Source organism: Paenibacillus sp. MER 180 (assembly GCF_023713665.1).
Lineage (GTDB): Bacteria > Bacillota > Bacilli > Paenibacillales > Paenibacillaceae > Paenibacillus_B > Paenibacillus_B suaedae.
On sequence record NZ_JAMAVT010000002.1, the window covers coordinates 85,628 to 101,469 of the forward strand.

At 49.2% G+C, this 15,842-nt stretch carries 14 protein-coding genes; 11 read left to right on the forward strand and 3 right to left on the reverse strand.

Annotated elements, in window-relative coordinates:
• The first annotated feature begins 61 nt into the window (after positions 1–61).
• Both M3661_RS03015 and M3661_RS03020 read left to right on the forward strand, forming a co-directional pair.
• A complete protein-coding gene (locus M3661_RS03015) occupies positions 62–841 on the forward strand; it encodes an NAD-dependent protein deacylase (RefSeq protein WP_251482243.1) in 780 nt (259 codons plus the stop codon).
• A 4-nt stretch (positions 842–845) separates the two neighbouring features.
• Positions 846–2,330, forward strand: a complete 1,485-nt coding sequence (locus M3661_RS03020; protein ID WP_065291980.1) for an FGGY-family carbohydrate kinase — start codon at positions 846–848, stop codon at positions 2,328–2,330.
• Between the two features lie 170 nt (positions 2,331–2,500).
• Here M3661_RS03020 and M3661_RS03025 read toward each other — a convergent pair whose 3' ends face one another.
• Together M3661_RS03025 and M3661_RS03030 are read right to left on the reverse strand one after the other, a co-directional pair.
• Complete coding sequence (locus M3661_RS03025) at positions 2,501–2,713, reverse strand: hypothetical protein (RefSeq protein WP_065291979.1); 213 nt, start codon at positions 2,711–2,713, stop codon at positions 2,501–2,503.
• A 35-nt stretch (positions 2,714–2,748) separates the two neighbouring features.
• Positions 2,749–3,702: an AraC family transcriptional regulator gene (locus M3661_RS03030; RefSeq protein ID WP_083189262.1), complete on the reverse strand. Its 954-nt coding sequence runs from the start codon at positions 3,700–3,702 to the stop codon at positions 2,749–2,751.
• Positions 3,703–3,870: 168 nt separating this feature from the next.
• Here M3661_RS03030 and M3661_RS03035 point away from each other — a divergent pair, with 168 nt between their 5' ends.
• The 5 genes from M3661_RS03035 (at position 3,871) to M3661_RS03055 (ending at position 10,789) form a co-directional block, all read left to right on the forward strand.
• Positions 3,871–5,076, forward strand: a complete 1,206-nt coding sequence (locus M3661_RS03035; RefSeq protein WP_065291978.1) for a galactokinase — start codon at positions 3,871–3,873, stop codon at positions 5,074–5,076.
• Positions 5,077–5,080: 4 nt separating this feature from the next.
• Positions 5,081–6,067, forward strand: coding sequence for a UDP-glucose 4-epimerase GalE (gene galE, locus M3661_RS03040; protein ID WP_065291977.1), 987 nt, complete (start codon positions 5,081–5,083; stop codon positions 6,065–6,067).
• 13 nt (positions 6,068–6,080) lie between these two features.
• A complete protein-coding gene (locus M3661_RS03045; protein ID WP_065291976.1) occupies positions 6,081–7,691 on the forward strand; it encodes a UDP-glucose--hexose-1-phosphate uridylyltransferase in 1,611 nt (536 codons plus the stop codon).
• A gap of 281 nt (positions 7,692–7,972) precedes the next feature.
• The gene (locus tag M3661_RS03050; RefSeq protein ID WP_028531373.1) at positions 7,973–8,845 is read left to right on the forward strand and encodes a hypothetical protein; all 873 of its coding nucleotides are present in this window, start codon (positions 7,973–7,975) and stop codon (positions 8,843–8,845) included.
• 411 nt (positions 8,846–9,256) lie between these two features.
• The gene (locus M3661_RS03055) at positions 9,257–10,789 is read left to right on the forward strand and encodes a copper amine oxidase N-terminal domain-containing protein (protein ID WP_251482245.1); all 1,533 of its coding nucleotides are present in this window, start codon (positions 9,257–9,259) and stop codon (positions 10,787–10,789) included.
• Positions 10,790–10,924: 135 nt separating this feature from the next.
• Here the strand turns inward: M3661_RS03055 and M3661_RS03060 are convergent, their stop codons facing one another.
• Positions 10,925–11,677, reverse strand: a complete 753-nt coding sequence (locus M3661_RS03060; RefSeq protein ID WP_251482248.1) for an IclR family transcriptional regulator — start codon at positions 11,675–11,677, stop codon at positions 10,925–10,927.
• Positions 11,678–11,913: 236 nt separating this feature from the next.
• Between M3661_RS03060 and M3661_RS03065 the strand changes: the two genes are divergently transcribed.
• From M3661_RS03065 to M3661_RS03080, 4 genes are read left to right on the forward strand one after another with little or no spacing between them, the layout of a single operon-like run.
• Positions 11,914–13,011 (forward strand): ABC transporter substrate-binding protein, encoded by a 1,098-nt coding sequence (locus tag M3661_RS03065; protein ID WP_021256972.1) that lies wholly within the window; start codon positions 11,914–11,916, stop codon positions 13,009–13,011.
• A gap of 31 nt (positions 13,012–13,042) precedes the next feature.
• The gene (locus tag M3661_RS03070) at positions 13,043–14,152 is read left to right on the forward strand and encodes an ABC transporter ATP-binding protein (protein WP_065291973.1); all 1,110 of its coding nucleotides are present in this window, start codon (positions 13,043–13,045) and stop codon (positions 14,150–14,152) included.
• Between the two features lie 3 nt (positions 14,153–14,155).
• On the forward strand, positions 14,156–15,019 hold the full coding sequence (locus tag M3661_RS03075) for an ABC transporter permease (protein WP_065291972.1): 864 nt from the start codon (positions 14,156–14,158) through the stop codon (positions 15,017–15,019).
• Positions 15,016–15,834, forward strand: coding sequence for an ABC transporter permease (locus tag M3661_RS03080; RefSeq protein ID WP_021256969.1), 819 nt, complete (start codon positions 15,016–15,018; stop codon positions 15,832–15,834). The genes M3661_RS03075 and M3661_RS03080 overlap by 4 nt, the downstream gene beginning before the upstream one ends.
• Positions 15,835–15,842 lie beyond the last annotated feature (8 nt).

A 15,842-nucleotide genomic window follows, 5' to 3' on the forward strand; every position in this document is an offset into this window, starting at 1 on the left:
GAATAGGTACGGTATACTTAAAATTGAACTATTTAGGTGGAAAAGGGAGGAAGCGACGACGATGACAGAACAAATGAATCCTATTCTTCATGCTCATGCAGAGGAGCTGGCAGATTTATTGCGCAGCAGCAGGCATGTTGTTTTTTTTGGCGGAGCAGGAACATCGACAGAGAGCGGGATTCCCGATTTCCGATCGGACAATGGGGTATTTGCGGATGATGAGGCATTCCGATATCCTCCGGAAGTCATGCTGAGCCGCTCCTTCTATGATCGTGATCCGGCGACGTTCTATCGTTTCTATCGCGCGAAGATGCTGCATCCCTCTGCGAAGCCGAATGGAGCGCATCGTGCATTGGCCCGGCTAGAAGAGGATGGTATCGTGTCGGCAGTCGTCACACAAAATATTGATGGACTGCACCAAGCAGCAGGCAGCAAGGAAGTATGGGAGCTTCATGGCTCGGTGCACCGGAACCGCTGCACCGCTTGCGGAGCGGAATATGGACTGGATGCAGTGCTGAACAGTGAACAGGTTATCCCTTCCTGCAAGCAATGCGGAGGGACATTGAAGCCTGATGTTGTACTGTATGAAGAGCAGTTGAATGATGCAGTTATCTCAAGAGCGATTGAACGGATCCGGGAGTCGGATCTGTTAATCGTGGGCGGTACTTCGCTTACTGTGCAGCCAGCGGCCAGCTTTGTTCGATTAGCAACAAAGGCGAAGCTGGTGCTGATGAATCGGACGGCGACGAGCATGGATGGACATGCGGATGCGGTATATCGTGAACCAATGGGGGAATTGTTCGCACTCGCATATTACAAGATGACAGGGAAAGAGGTATAGCCCTATGCGCATGATCGGGGTTGACCTCGGGACGACCAATCGCAAGGTCGGACTATTCGATGAGTCAGGCAGACTTCTAGGACAAGCGAGTCGTCCAACCGTTACCGTAGATACGAATGAAGGCTACGTTGTATATGATCCAGATGCGATGTGGAATGACGTATCCGAAATGGTTCGCGAGCTAATGGATGCTCACGGTGAAGTTCCTGTTGATTATATCGGGATTACGAGCATGGCGGAGAGTGGACTGCTCGTGAACCGTCATACGGGCAAGGTGCAATCTCCGCTCCTGCCGTGGTTCGACACATGCTCTTCCGAGCAAGCGGAGCGGGTTCGTCAAGAAGGAACGCCGTTGGAGCTGTTCCAGCGCACAGGCTTGCACCTGTCGTTCAAGCATGGATTGCCGAAGCTGCTCTGGCTGAAGGATCGAGAGGCGGGTATGTTCGAGCAGGCTGTGTGGCTGTCCGTATCGGGATATATTGCATACCGATTAACTGGTGCAATGGCCTTCGACCCATCGCTTGCGACGCGAACATTTGCATACAGTATGGAGACGGACAGCTGGGATGTCCCGTGGATTCGGCATTTCGGATTGGATGAGCAGATTTTCCCAGAAGTTCTGCCAAGCGGCACACCCCTAGGAACTGTAGCGCCGGAGGTAGCGGGAGCCCTTGGTCTGTCTGCCCATACACGAGTTGCAATTGGCGGGCATGATCATGTCTGTGCAGCACTTGCAGTTGGGGCTGTGCAGCCGGGTGACGTATATGTTTCTATGGGAACAGCAGAGACGCTCGTTGGCACAATCGCGAAGCGTCCACTCGGACAAGCAGAGTTTGATACCGGATTATCCTACGGCTATCATGTTGTGCCGGGTTATCACTTCTGGATGGGTGGCAATGCTTCTTCAGGCGGTGCAGTGGAATGGATTCGGAGACAGCTTGCCGATGAGACATTGTCCTACGAAGAGATTAAGCAGCTCATGAACGATGTGAACGATGGCCCGGGGGAAGCTCTGTTCTTCCCGTATTTATCGGGAAGCGGCGCCCCTTATCCGAATTCGAAGACGCGTGCTGCCTTTATCGGTCTGTCCAAGTCGCACGGCAAGAAGGAGCTATTGCGGGCAGTATTTGAAGGTACGGCTTATCAGCTGGAGATGATTCGTCAAAGTGCGGAACGCAATTCGGAGCATGAGATTCGCAATATGTGCGCAGTTGGAGGCGGAACAAGGCTTCCTGCATGGTTGCAAATGAAGGCGGATATATCGAATGCAACGCTCGTCGTGCCGCCTATTGAGGAGGCGACGATGCTTGGCGCTGCATGCGCAGCTGCACTTGGGGGCGGGTATTATGCCCATGCAGAGGAAGTGCGTCAGGCGATGCAAAGTCGAGGCGTAGACACCTATCACCCTCATGCAGAGCGTCACCTTCGTTATCGACAGGTATACGACTCACGCTATATGCCTTTCGCTGAAGTGCTCCGCGAGATGTAGCGATCCATTACAGAGAAATGAAAGTTCCATCGGCGTGGAAAGACAGAGCGGGATTCATAACATAAGCATGGAAACAACTACAGCATTAGAGTGAGTATGTCAGTCACACATAAGAAGGAGCGACGCCTTTTTTCTGTTCAACAGGGCGACGCTCCTTTTTGTTAGATAGATCAGGATTTATGAGATGGATTCAGCTTGTCTACCGCACGGCGGAACAGCTCGCCAACTGCGCTAGTCTGCTTGTGATCCTGTACGTAGACTCCACCAGTATTCGTAAGGTCTTGAATAAGCTCTGAAATGGATTTGGATGCAGCTTCCTTACGACTGGATTCCGCTAATCGCGCCTGCTGCTCCCACTCTTCCTTGATGCTCAGTCTTTTCATAGGTGTTCCCTCCTAATTCTTGGTGTACATCCATACTAAGATTTACGCTGATAAGTGCTGTCGGGTTGCATAACTTGATTGCGATAGGTTGTAGGAGGCTGTCCATAGAACCGCCGGAATTGTCTCGAAAAATAGAGCGCATCAGGGATGCCGACTGAGGCGGCTATATGCTCAACCGTCAGATCAGGGCGTTCTCGAAGCAATTGGCGGCCCTTATCGATGCGCAGCTTCAACAGGAAGGTAACAGGTGTCATGTCCGTTATCCGCTTGAATATGCGAGAAAAATAGGCCCTGCTGTACCCTAAACTCTCCGCGATATGCTCGATAGATAATGGATGCGCATATTGAGTAGACATCATCTGGATAGCCTGCCGTACGGTCTGCTGCATTTCAGACTCGGGACGCAGCCTATTCGTGTCATCCAATTGCCGCTGCATGCCTGCATATTTCGCCATAATGAGATGGAGACAGCCGTGTGCAATCAGATCTGCTGCTACACTTCGCTCTTGAAATGCTGCAGTAATGTGCTTCATCTGATAGGGAACATCCATGCGATCGTCTGCACGAATAATGGGGGTTTGTTCCGAGAACCCAGCACGGCCTACGAGGTCATCAGCAGAACTGCCTTGAAAGGCAATCCAGCAGTATTTCCATGGCTGCGCTGCATCGGATTCATAGCTGACGAGGCGTCCGGGTGCGATGAGGAACGCATCTCCCGCCTGAAGCTCGTAAGTTTTCGTTTCCGTTGAAAATTTTCCCTGTCCATCCATGATATGATGAAGCAAATAGTAGTCGTAAAGTTTAGGGCCGACCTTATGAGAGGGGACGGTCTGGCTTTCCCCTGCAAATAGAACGCGTATTCCTTCTTGTTCGACGTAAGTTGGATTTGATGCAACCGTATAGGTCTCTAGAGCGCTGACGACACTAGCCTCTGCATCGATCGTTGCAGTTGCTGCCTCTGCCGCTTCATAATTAAGGGAGTCAGTCATAATGAGATCCTCCTTGCGTGTCCAATAATTGTATTGTAGCATGAAAATGATGGTAGAGTCACATAAGTCCATATGTAGCGCACATCGATATATTACGGAATCCAGCGGATATTCGTATGATTGATGTAACGGTATCGTATCCACGTGAAACAACGGGAGGTCATTGTAATGGATGCAAGCAAACTACTGGCAGGTTTTGAACAACGATATGGAACGAGTTCTGCACCGGTTCGTTTTTTCCATGCTCCAGGACGAGTGAATTTGATTGGAGAGCATATTGACTATAATGGAGGATATGTGCTCCCTGCCGCATTGGAATTCGGGACGACTCTATTAATTCGTGAACGTGAGGATCAATGCATACGACTGGCGTCGACGAATTTTGAATATCAGCTGGATATTGAGCTGCATGCACTTGGTGATGCGAAGCAGGATCAATGGACAGATTATCCAATCGGAGTCATGAATCAGCTCTCGCAATCGGCTCGTGGCTTGACTATAGGATATGAGCTGCTGTTCCACGGAGATATTCCGAATGGGGCAGGATTGTCCTCTTCTGCATCGCTGGAAGTGGTGACCGCTTATGCGCTGCTTACGATGGAAGGGCACAGTATCGATCGAACAGACATCGCTGTATTGTCCCAGCGAGCAGAGAATCAATTCGTCGGCGTGAATTGTGGCATCATGGATCAATTCGCAGTATCGCAAGGCAAGCTGGATCATGCCATTCTATTAATGTGCGATACGTTGGAATATACGCATGTACCTTTCCAGACAGAGGGGTACTGTCTTATTATCGGCAATACGAATAAGCGCCGCGGGCTAGTCGATTCGAAGTACAATGAGCGCAGAGCACAGTGTGATGAGGCGGTACGGGCGCTGCAAGCTACATATCCGCATATGACGCTGCTGGCGCAGCTTACCGCGGAGCAATTCGAAGCTGCGGCCGATACGATTGCCGATGATATCGTGCGTGCACGTGCAGCGCATGTCATTGCAGAGCATGATCGCGTGAAGCAGTCGGTTGAGGCGCTGAAGAACAATGACCTGATTCGTTTCGGCGAATTGATGAATGCATCGCATGACTCCTTGCGTGATTTGTATGAAGTCAGCTGCAACGAGTTGGATATTATGGTAGAGGAAGCACGACATATCGAAGGGACACTTGGTTCTCGAATGACGGGAGCAGGATTTGGCGGCTGCACGGTATCGCTCGTACGTGAAGGGGATGCTGAACAATTTGTCGCGCAAGTAGGTTCCGCATATGAACAGCAGACCGGATTACATCCGGAATTTTATATCTGTCGCGTAGGAGATGGGGTAAGAGAGATCAAGCCTTCTATACAGACAGCAACAATTGGTGAGGAGTGGTAATAGCATGGCAGTATTAGTTACAGGTGGAGCAGGGTATATTGGTTCGCATACGGTTGCAGAATTGCTGGCGCGCGGTGAAGAGGTCGTGATTGTAGATTCGTTAGAGACTGGACATAAAGATGCGGTTCTTGGCGGTACGCTTCATATTGGTGATATTCGCGATAGCGCATTTCTCGATTCTGTATTTGCGCAACATTCTATTGATGCAGTCATTCATTTTGCTGCCTACTCACTTGTAGGCGAGAGCATGAGCAATCCTGCGAAATATTACGATAACAATGTCCACGGCACGCTTGTTCTGCTTGAAGCGATGCGCAAGCATCAAGTGTCCCGGATTGTATTCTCATCAACTGCAGCAACTTATGGGGAGCCGGAGCGCACACCGATCGAAGAGACAGAAGCGACGAACCCGACGAATGTATACGGGGAGACGAAGCTGACGATGGAGCGGATGATGCGCTGGTTCGATCAAGCACATGATATTCGCTACGTTTCGCTGCGTTACTTCAATGCGGCTGGCGCTCATGCGAATGGCAAGATCGGCGAAGATCATAGACCTGAGACGCACCTCATTCCACTTGTATTGCAGACAGCACTTGGCCAGCGGAAGGAAATGAAGGTGTTCGGCAACGACTATCCTACAGCTGACGGCACATGCATTCGTGATTATATCCATGTCAGCGACTTGGCTGATGCCCATGTGCTGGCAGTTGAATACTTGCGCGGCGGCGGTCAGAGCGATGTGTTCAACCTGGGCAGCGGCAACGGGTTTTCGGTTCTGGAAGTGATCCAGACAGCAGAACGGGTTACGGGAAGAAGTGTACCAACTGTGGTGGAAGAGCGCCGAGCCGGAGACCCTGCTGTGCTTATCGCATCGGCTAACAAAGCGAAGTCTGTTCTGGGCTGGAATCCGAAGCGGGATGATCTGAATGTGTTGATCGAGAGTGCTTGGAAATGGCATCAAGCACGTCCACACGGATACGATAGCTGAGGAGGAATGCGAGATGACACAAGGTGTGGAAGGATTAGCTCTGTCGCGAGCATCTGCCCAGCGGGCAAGCTTCGCGGTTGAGACCTTGATTCGATATGCAGTACATCATGATCTGATGAATCGGCTTGATATGCCCTATGTTCGCAATCAGCTATTAGCTTTATTCCAATTGCCAGAGCCTTGTTCAAGCTTCCGAGATGGGCAATGGGAAGCAATTCCGGATGAACCGCATCCTATACTCGATGAGCTGCTGGATTATGCCTATGAGAGCGGCATTCTTCCAGATTGCACTATTACGCAGTGCGATCTACTTGATGCTCGGATTATGGGGCTTCTCATGGCGCGTCCTTCTGAGATGCAGGACCGTTTCCAACGGATACGGATGACGGATGGAATGGAGCGGGCAACCGATGATTTCTATCGTCTCAATCAAAAGTGCAATTATATTCGGACTGATCGTGTCCGCAACAATGAATACTGGCTCCATATGAGTGAGTTCGGTGAAATCGAAATGACGATCAACTTGTCGAAGCCGGAGAAGAATCCGCAGGAAATTGCGCTTGCTGCACAGTTGTCCGCATCTCACTATCCCGAATGTCTGCTCTGCGCGGATAATGTAGGGTATGCAGGAAGACTGGATCATCCTGCCCGGCAAAATTTGCGCATTCTCCCAGTGGAGTTGAACGGAGAATCCTGGTATTTCCAATACTCGCCGTATGTGTATTATAACGAGCACAGCATTATTTTCAACAGTGAGCATATTCCGATGAAGCTAACGCGTAATACGTTTGCACGTTTGCTGCACTTTACGGAGCAATTCCCGCATTATTTCATTGGTTCTAATGCTGACCTGCCCATTGTAGGCGGATCGATCCTCAGTCATGATCATTTCCAAGCGGGCAGACATACGTTCCCAATTGAACGAGCGCCGATCGAGACTCGGTTCACGCATTCGGCATACCCTGGCGTAACCGCAGGGATTGTTCGCTGGCCGATGTCAGTACTGCGCCTGCAAGGTGAGCAGCCGGATGTCCTGCTTCAATGTGCGGATGAAATCTATGAGCAGTGGAAGCTGTACAGTGATGACAGCGTAGGGATTGCAGCGAGTACGACTCGTGGCGGGGAATCGATTCGTCACAATACGATTACGCCAATTGTAAGGCGCCGGGGTTCGTTATTCGAGATGGACTTGGTGCTTCGCAACAATCGCACAGATGAGGTTCACCCTGAGGGCATATTCCATCCACACCGAGAGCATCACCATATTAAGAGAGAAAATATCGGCTTAATTGAAGTGATGGGGCTTGCGATTCTCCCAGGGCGTCTGAAGCAAGATATTGAGCGGATTACGACTCTGTTGTCCGAACAAGGACAATGGGGGGAGGCAAGGGATCAACTGAAAGAAACCGATAGCCTATATCCTCATCGTGTTTGGGTGGATCAATTACTGGATCAATACGGGATTATGGCAGTTGATAAGGCTAGACAGGTCATTTTGCATGAGATCGGCAATAAGTTTGTGACCATACTGGGTCAAGCGGGCGTATTCAAGCATGATGAGTTGGGACGCGAGGCCTTCTGCCGCTTCGCCATGGCATGTGGGTATGAGCAAGTAAAGCCATGAGCGAATTTTGGAAGACATCGTAATATTAACAATTGAATCCTATTGATACTTAAATATAAGTGATGCTGAATTCTATTAATACTGAGATATAAGAGATACTGAATTCTGTTGATACTGAGATGTAAGTGATAGTGAAACATAAGTATTAACGAGTGTTGCTGAGTGTTATTGATTGTTAGTATAAACGATTGAATCGCATAGATAGTAAAGTACGTAATAGTTCCATTAAAGCAGTATAGAGAGAAGATCAAAAGGGAATGAGGACGGAAGGGGGAGCGGCAGTGGCTGCTTTACAGATGAATACCATTCAGCATGAACGCTGGGGCGAGAGTTTGCACCTAGAGAATGGAACCTATGAGGTAATTGTGCCGCTAACATTTGGCATCCGAATTATGCATTTCAGCTTATGCGGTCAAGAAAATATGCTGTTCGAGGATCGTGAAGGGGCAATCCGCCAGGAGGGAGAAGCGTTCCATGCCTTAGGCAGCGACGGTTGGCTGCTTCGCGGCGGGCATCGGTTATGGGCAAGTCCAGAAGCTTATCCACGGACGTACACGCCGGATGATCGGCCTATTGAATACGTACGAACAGCGTCAGGCGTGAGATTGATTGCTCCGGTAGAACCATGGACGCAATGCGCCAAGGAGATCGAGCTGATTTTTCAGCAAGACGACGTCGTTGTCATCCACCGTATTGCCAATAAGGGAGCATGGCCGATTCAGCTGGCACCGTGGGCGATCACGGTTATGGCACCGGGTGGTACAGCTGTTGTTCCGCAGATTACAAGAGATACCGGCCTGCTCCCGAACCGCTCCATTTCGCTGTGGCCATATGCTGCTATGAATGATGAACGGGTGACATGGGGAGAACGACACATCGAAGTGAAGCAAGTTGCTCACCTGAAGCAAGCGTTCAAGTTCGGTATGCTTCAAGAGGAGGGCAAGGCGTCTTATACAAGAAATGGAATCGTTTTTGAGAAGCGCTATGAACCGATTTCTGGTGCGAGTTATCCGGACGGGGGCTGCTCCTTTGAATTGTATACGAACGAGCATATATTGGAACTAGAGTCACTCGGACCGCTTGTTACCTTGGAACCAGAAGCTGTAGCAACCCATCAGGAAGTGTGGAGCTTGGCTCCAATCAAGGTTCTGTAATTTGCAATGTGGAATGAAGCGGAGTTCAGTGATTTTCCACAATGAACGAATAGCTAATTAGATGTCTAGTACTTCCATATGATGATTGAATAGGCATTGCTACAATTGGCGCTGTTCGCTGTATTCTTGGAATATAGCTGGCAGCGCTTTTTCTATTCAGGCAGTGAGACGGTTGGAGGACTGCTGATATAGATGGAGATGAATTGCAAGAACAACTACAAGAACAACCACTAGAGTAATTGCAGGAGTAACTGCAGCCAACAGGGGATCTCCGATATATTGTTGGAATTATTTCTTTACACGGTATTCCGATGTCCTTCATAATGGTCATGAGATACATACAGCTTACGTATCGGAGCGGAATTGTAAAGGCAGGTATTCGATATGAAATGGAAAGAGGGGAAACGGGACATGAAAACATGCAAGTGGTTAGCAATGTGCATGGCGGCAGTGCTTGTGCTGCTTACAGGCTGTCAATCAATTGGCGGACTTGATGTAACGAAGGTCATGAAGAAGCAGCTGGACATCAACTCGTATGAAGCACAGCAGACGATGAGCATTCATTTTGAGCCGGCATCTGGCAAGCTGCAAGATGATGATACTGCAATGATAAAAGCATTCAACGATGCGCAATTGACGATTCAAGTGAAGGCGCAGGATGCCCAGCGTTTTTCGATGAGTGGCAAGCTGAAGGTGGCAAGCGACGAGGTTCCGTTCACAATCGGCTGGAAAGACAATCGCATGGTGCTTAAGCTGGAGGGAGCTAAATCCCCTATTGTAATGAGCAATGATATGAATACTCAACTTTTATCTACTGTTCAACCTGCCTCAAAGCAATTGAAGGCTTTTACTGAATCTACGATAACGCTATTTGGCAAGCATGCACCGAATCCTCAAAATGCATCTGTAAAGCAAGTCACAGAGCAAATAATGGGACAATCGCTGCCATTATCGCAGCTCCATATTGAATTCGGAGGCAATGAACTGGTGCCATGGGTGAAGCAACTGCTTCAATCCGCTCTGAAGGACGAAGAGGGCATGAAGGCTTGGTTTCTGGAAATGGGCAAGTGGTACGTACCGATGCTAACGGCTGCGCTAGCGCAAGCAGCTCCTGAGATGGAGGGAGAGGTTCCAGATATGCTGAAGGATGGCGAGGCATTTGGATTATCGGCGTACAAAATGTTCAAGGAACAGCTGCCATCCATCATTTCACAGCTGGATCAAGGTTATGAGGCTTGGGTGAAGAGCAATCCGGACGCGGCCGTTCTGCTCGGGCCAGATACGAAGCTCGTCTTGGATCTGTATGCAGATCAGGAATCGAATATTCGCAAGCTGAATGCATCGCTGGCGATCGCTGTTCCGGCTTCTGCTGGCGCTCCGTTCAAGAAGGTTACCATTAACCAATCAACCGAATACAGCAACCTAAATGGTAATGTGAAGGTGGATGACGTGGATTTCTCCTCTTACGTATCCCTAACAGATCCAGAGATGACGCCTGGCAAGTGGCTCAGACATTTCGACCCTTCATCTGTAGCGCACAAATGGCTGAAGCAAGTGGGAGTAACGAAGAAGTGGACGACAATCCCAGTCTCAACAACGAACTATGACGACTGGTTCTATGATGATATGGCGCTGCCGTATACGAAGAGTGGAACGATGATGGTTCCGCTGCGCTTTATTACGGAGGAATTCGATGCGAAGCTGAAATGGGAAGGCAAGACGAAGCTGACCATAACTGATGATATTACGGGAGCAGTAGCGGAACTAACGATGAATAGCAAGCAGGCGAAGGTTGGTGGGCAGACGCTTGTCATGCCGCTAGCACCAGAAGTGAAGGATGGGCAATTATATGTTCCGCTCCGCTCACTGTCGCAAATGCTAGGCTTCACGTTTACGATCAATAAACATGACGGGTCGCAGTGGCTCGAACTGAACCGTGAGTAACGGTTACGGTATGCTAATCGTACTCATCTAATAGCAAAACAACAATAAGGGAAGCGGATTAAGGGGAAGGTTCCTCTTCAATCCAGCTTCCCTTATGTATGATGAGGGCGATGCGTTGCTTGCAAGGATACGCGTCTAACTAAAGCCGTGCAGGCGCGACATCTCTTGGGTCACCTGCAGCAGCATGCTGATCCAGCGATCGACATGAGGCTCCATTCGATCACTCGGGCCGATTAAGCTAATAGATGCATGTACAGAGCCATCACCATGGAAAATCGGTGCAGCAATGCCGGTTACGCCAATATTGCGCATGTTCGAGCTCATCTCATAGCCCTGTTCACGGATATTTGCAAGACGCTCGCTCATTTGCTCGCGCTCCGTGATGGAGTAGTTCGTGAAGGCAGTCATTGGTTCTTCAAGCAAGGTCTGCTGCAGCGACTCCGAACTATAGGCCAGAATAACGCGCGAGGCACTTGTCGCATAGAGCGGAAACCGCCTATAGGCATCAATGATAAAGCGGATTGGCAGCGGGGAGTCGAGCTTGTCGACATAGATAGCATCCTGCTGATCGCGAATACATAAGCATACCGACTCCTTCGTCAAGTCTGCGAGCTGCTGCAAGTAAGGTCTTGCAAAGCTGACCATATCATCATCATTTTTTACCTTATTTCCTAATTCCAGCAGTGTATACCCTAATGAATACAGCTTCGTCCGTGGATGCTGCTTGATCAGTCCTTCGCTCTCCAAGGTGGTCAGCATTTTATGGACAGCCCCCTTAGACCACTGCAATTCGCGGCTTAAATCCGTGACTCCCCATTCCTTCGATCCGTGAAGAAACAGCTTCAGCAGTGTACAGCATTTCTGAACGGATGACAGATAGTGCTCCATATTCTCTCTCCTATGATCGTACTAGCCGATATTTTCAATTGATGGCATGATGCTGACAAATGGAAATATGGCGTTGTTCAAGTAATTGTGCGAGGCTGGGTACAAATTGTGTTAAAATGTGACAAATTTCATGGTTCTATATTGAACATACCATGCCCCTATGCTAAAATCAAACCAAGATTCACCAATTATAAACACTGTTCACGAATAGTGAACAAATTTGGGGGAGGAATACAATGAAAGCACGTCGCTGGGCATCATTGATATTAACTTTAACCTTGATCGGCTCTTTGTTGGCTGCTTGCGGATCTTCAAATTCCAGCAGCAAAGATGGAAGCGGTTCCAATGGTTCGTCTGTGGAAGGTGAACTGGTTATCGCCGGGAATGGAGCTACGGTGGAGACCTTGATGAAGGACGAAATTTTCAAAAAGTTCAATGAAAAATACCCAGACGTAAAGCTGTCCTATGTATCGGGCGTATCGACAGATATTGTGGCCAAGGTCACGGCGCAGCAGGGATCTCCGCAAATTGATGTAGCCGTCATTGAAGGTGGCGAGCAGGAGGCAGGCCGCGAGAAGGGACTATGGGAAGCACTCGATCCTGCACAGATTCCGAATATGTCCAAAGTTGACGAACAACTGAAGATCAATGAAAACAGCGGCGTAACGGTCAACTATACCCCAATGGGCATCTCATACAATGTCAAGCTGGTGAAGGAGAAGGGACTGCCTGTACCGGAGTCTTGGAATGATCTTGCTCTTCCTGCCATGAAGGGAAATATTACGCTGACAGAAATGTCGAGCAACTTCGGCCGTTCAGCCACCATTATGCTTGCTTATGCCAATGGCGGTTCTGAGAAGGACATGGCTGCAGGCTTCGATAAACTGAAGACAATCGCAGGTTATATGCCGACATTCGCGAAGACTGCGGCTCAGCTGCAGCAGAATTTGCAAAATAACACGGCAGCCTATACAGCTTGGACGATGGCAAGAAGTATCGTACAGAAGGATCAAGGCGTGGACTTGCAGTTCGTCATTCCGAAAGAAGGCGCCAACATCGTGCCGAACGTCGCTTCCTTAATCAAGGGTGCGAAGCATCCTAATGCGGCCAAAGCATTCATCGATTTCCTGCTGACGGACGAAGTACAGACGCTGTACGCGACGAAGTTGTATTACAACACGGCTGTTGATGTGAAGCTGCCTGAGGATACGGCGAAGCTGCTTGATTTTGATAAAAGTAAAATTGTGAAATTTGACTATGGTGTCATTAGTGACAATACGAAGCAATGGCTCGATCAGTTCAATAAGGAAGTAGCACCTCTCGTAGGTAAATAACTTATAGATAATCAGGATGGGGGATATGCTCATGACGATCACGTACGACGTAGAATTGCAGGGCGTTCATAAGCGCTTCGGTGGAACGGTCGTCGTTGACAATTTCAACTTGGGAGTGGAACGGGGAGAGTGTGTTACTTTCCTCGGGCCCTCGGGTTGTGGGAAGACGACGACATTAAATATGATCGCCGGCTTCTTAGAACCGGATGGAGGAGAACTGCGAATTAAAGGCAAATCCATGCGTGGTGTTCCTGCGAATAAACGAGATCTCGGCATGGTATTTCAGACGTACTCTTTATTTCCGCATATGACAGTCGGGGAAAATGTTGCATACGGCTTGAAGCTGAGAAAGACATCGAAGTCGGAGATGGCGGATCGCGTGAAGAAGGTGCTTGATCTCGTGAAGCTTCCGCATGTCATTGATCGATATCCGAAGCAATTGTCAGGAGGACAGCGGCAGCGGATCGCTATCGCTCGGGCACTTGTGACGGAGCCGTCACTGCTGCTGCTGGATGAACCGCTTAGTAATCTCGATGCGAAGCTAAGAGAGGAATTAAGGGAGGAAATGAAGCGTCTGCAGCAGGAAATCGGCGTAACGACGATATTTGTCACACATGATCAAGAAGAAGCAATGTATCTCTCTGATCGAATTGTCGTGCTTGATCACGGAGCTGTAGAGCAGATTGGGACTCCTGAGCAAATCTATCATGAGCCAGCCTCAGCGTTCGTGCATGAGTTTATTGGCAAATCCAATCGCTTCGAAGCTACTGTCGTTGCTGTAAACGATCATTGGGGGGAGCTGCGTACAGCAGGAGGAATAAGGCTGAAGGCTGAACGGAAGGGATACTCGTTCAAGGAAGGAGAGCAGGTGCTCGCTTATGTCCGGCCTGAACATATTCGAATGGAAGCGGCACGATCGGAAGCTGGAGATTCCTCGATTGAATCCAATTGCTCGCATGGAGCTGTTTCGCTGGTGTCCTTCCTTGGCTCATATGGAGAGATGGTTGTACGAACAGCCGATGGTTTGATCAGTGTGCGAACTCATTCCCAGCGTCGTCATCAGCATGTGTCAGACGAACAGCTGGTGAAGCTTACATGGGATGAGCAAGATGTCATCGTCTTCCCGCGGAAGGAGGGCTAGCATATGGCGAAGCCCGCAGGAAGTAAGTCCTGGGCAGCTCTACTGCTGCTTGTTCCCAGCCTGATCGTGATACTGGGTGTATTTGTACTGCCGATGCTGTACATGTTCGTAATTAGCATTCGTGAAGATGGAGGAACTGGTGCATTCACACTGGAGCAATATGTATTATTTTTTCAAGATCCGTACTATGTAGAGGTGCTGTGGCGAACAATCAAGCTTAGTCTGTACACAGTTATCGTGTGCCTGCTACTTGGCTATCCCGTAGCCATGTATATGGCGCAGGCAACGCCCAAAATGCGGGGATTCATTACGTTTCTCATTATTTCTCCTCATCTTATTAGCGTCGTCATCCGGAATTTCGGCTGGGTGGTCATCTTAGGCGACAATGGCTTCATTAATAACACCCTTATCTCGCTAGGAGTAATTGAGAAACCGCTGCGTCTGTTGTACAACGAGCTTGGCGTCGTTATCGGCCTTGCAGATTCATTAATTGTCTATATGGTACTTGCGATTGCAACGAGCCTATATGCAGTAGATGCTTCCCTGTATAAGGCCGCAGGGATACTAGGTGCTTCCCGTTCGCGGATGTTCTTCAGTGTGACGCTGCCGCTAAGCATGCCTGGCATATTTGCCGGCACGACGCTTGTGTTCAGCTTGGCGATGAGTGCCTTTGTCACGCCTGCACTTATGGGGGGGACATCTGTGAAGGTAATGCCGGTTATCGCCTACGAGAAGATGATGGCTGCCTATGATTGGTCGCTTGGCGCAGCGCTTGCCTTTTTGCTTCTTGGCTCGACGCTTGGCCTCGTGGCTCTATTTACACGATTGGTTGAGACGAAACGATATAAGGAGGTGTTCTCGTCATGATGAACGAATCGAAACGATTTCGAATTTCGCCGCTTGGCATCATTACGTTTCTCGTCGTTCTAATGGTCATATCGCCGCTCCTTATTATCGTGCCCACCTCATTTACTTCGACGGGGGTGCTTCGCTTTCCACCAGAGGGCTTTTCGCTGCAGTGGTATGTGAAAATTTTTGACCGTCCAGAGTTCATTGAGTCATTTTGGGTAAGTGTGAAGCTGGCATCCATTACAGCTGTAATCGCGACAATCATTGGTACACTGGCTGCATTCGCACTGCACAAATATAAGCCCAAGGGGAGTGGAGCGATCAACGCGCTGCTCTTGTCCCCATTGACAGTACCTTCCTTGATTATAGGGATATCTGCACTTCTATTTTTTACGAGAATTGGACTTGCTGGTACCTTTACGGGGTTGCTGCTCTCTCATATCTTGATCTCGGTACCATACGTCGTACGGCTTGTGCTGACCGGGCTCAGTTCCTTCGATTATACATTGGAGCGGGCTGCGGCTATTCTAGGTGCGAATCCGATTCGCACGTTTTGGGACATTACCCTGCCAGTTATCCGGCCTGCTATTTTCTCAGGAATGGTGTTTGCGTTTCTGACGTCATTCGATAATGTCACGGTATCCTTATTCTTAATATCTCCATCAACGACAACACTTCCGATGGCTATCTTCAATTATATGCAGGAATCGTTAACACCGCTTGTCGCGTCTATTTCTTCCATCATGATATTGCTAAGTCTCGTATTTATCTTCATCTTAGAACGGGTGTACGGGTTGGATCGATTGTTCGGCTCCAATTCGCAATCCCATTAAGGCAGGTA

Coding starts and splice junctions, on each gene's coding strand:
- M3661_RS03065 (WP_021256972.1), top strand. CDS start 11,914: ATGAAAGCACGTCGCTGGGCATCATTGATATTAACTTTAACCTTGATC.
- M3661_RS03055 (WP_251482245.1), top strand. CDS start 9,257: ATGAAAACATGCAAGTGGTTAGCAATGTGCATGGCGGCAGTGCTTGTG.
- M3661_RS03025 (WP_065291979.1), bottom strand. CDS start 2,713: ATGAAAAGACTGAGCATCAAGGAAGAGTGGGAGCAGCAGGCGCGATTA.
- M3661_RS03035 (WP_065291978.1), top strand. CDS start 3,871: ATGGATGCAAGCAAACTACTGGCAGGTTTTGAACAACGATATGGAACG.
- M3661_RS03020 (WP_065291980.1), top strand. CDS start 846: ATGCGCATGATCGGGGTTGACCTCGGGACGACCAATCGCAAGGTCGGA.
- M3661_RS03080 (WP_021256969.1), top strand. CDS start 15,016: ATGATGAACGAATCGAAACGATTTCGAATTTCGCCGCTTGGCATCATT.
- M3661_RS03015 (WP_251482243.1), top strand. CDS start 62: ATGACAGAACAAATGAATCCTATTCTTCATGCTCATGCAGAGGAGCTG.
- galE (WP_065291977.1), top strand. CDS start 5,081: ATGGCAGTATTAGTTACAGGTGGAGCAGGGTATATTGGTTCGCATACG.
- M3661_RS03030 (WP_083189262.1), bottom strand. CDS start 3,702: ATGACTGACTCCCTTAATTATGAAGCGGCAGAGGCAGCAACTGCAACG.
- M3661_RS03070 (WP_065291973.1), top strand. CDS start 13,043: ATGACGATCACGTACGACGTAGAATTGCAGGGCGTTCATAAGCGCTTC.
- M3661_RS03075 (WP_065291972.1), top strand. CDS start 14,156: ATGGCGAAGCCCGCAGGAAGTAAGTCCTGGGCAGCTCTACTGCTGCTT.
- M3661_RS03045 (WP_065291976.1), top strand. CDS start 6,081: ATGACACAAGGTGTGGAAGGATTAGCTCTGTCGCGAGCATCTGCCCAG.
- M3661_RS03060 (WP_251482248.1), bottom strand. CDS start 11,677: ATGGAGCACTATCTGTCATCCGTTCAGAAATGCTGTACACTGCTGAAG.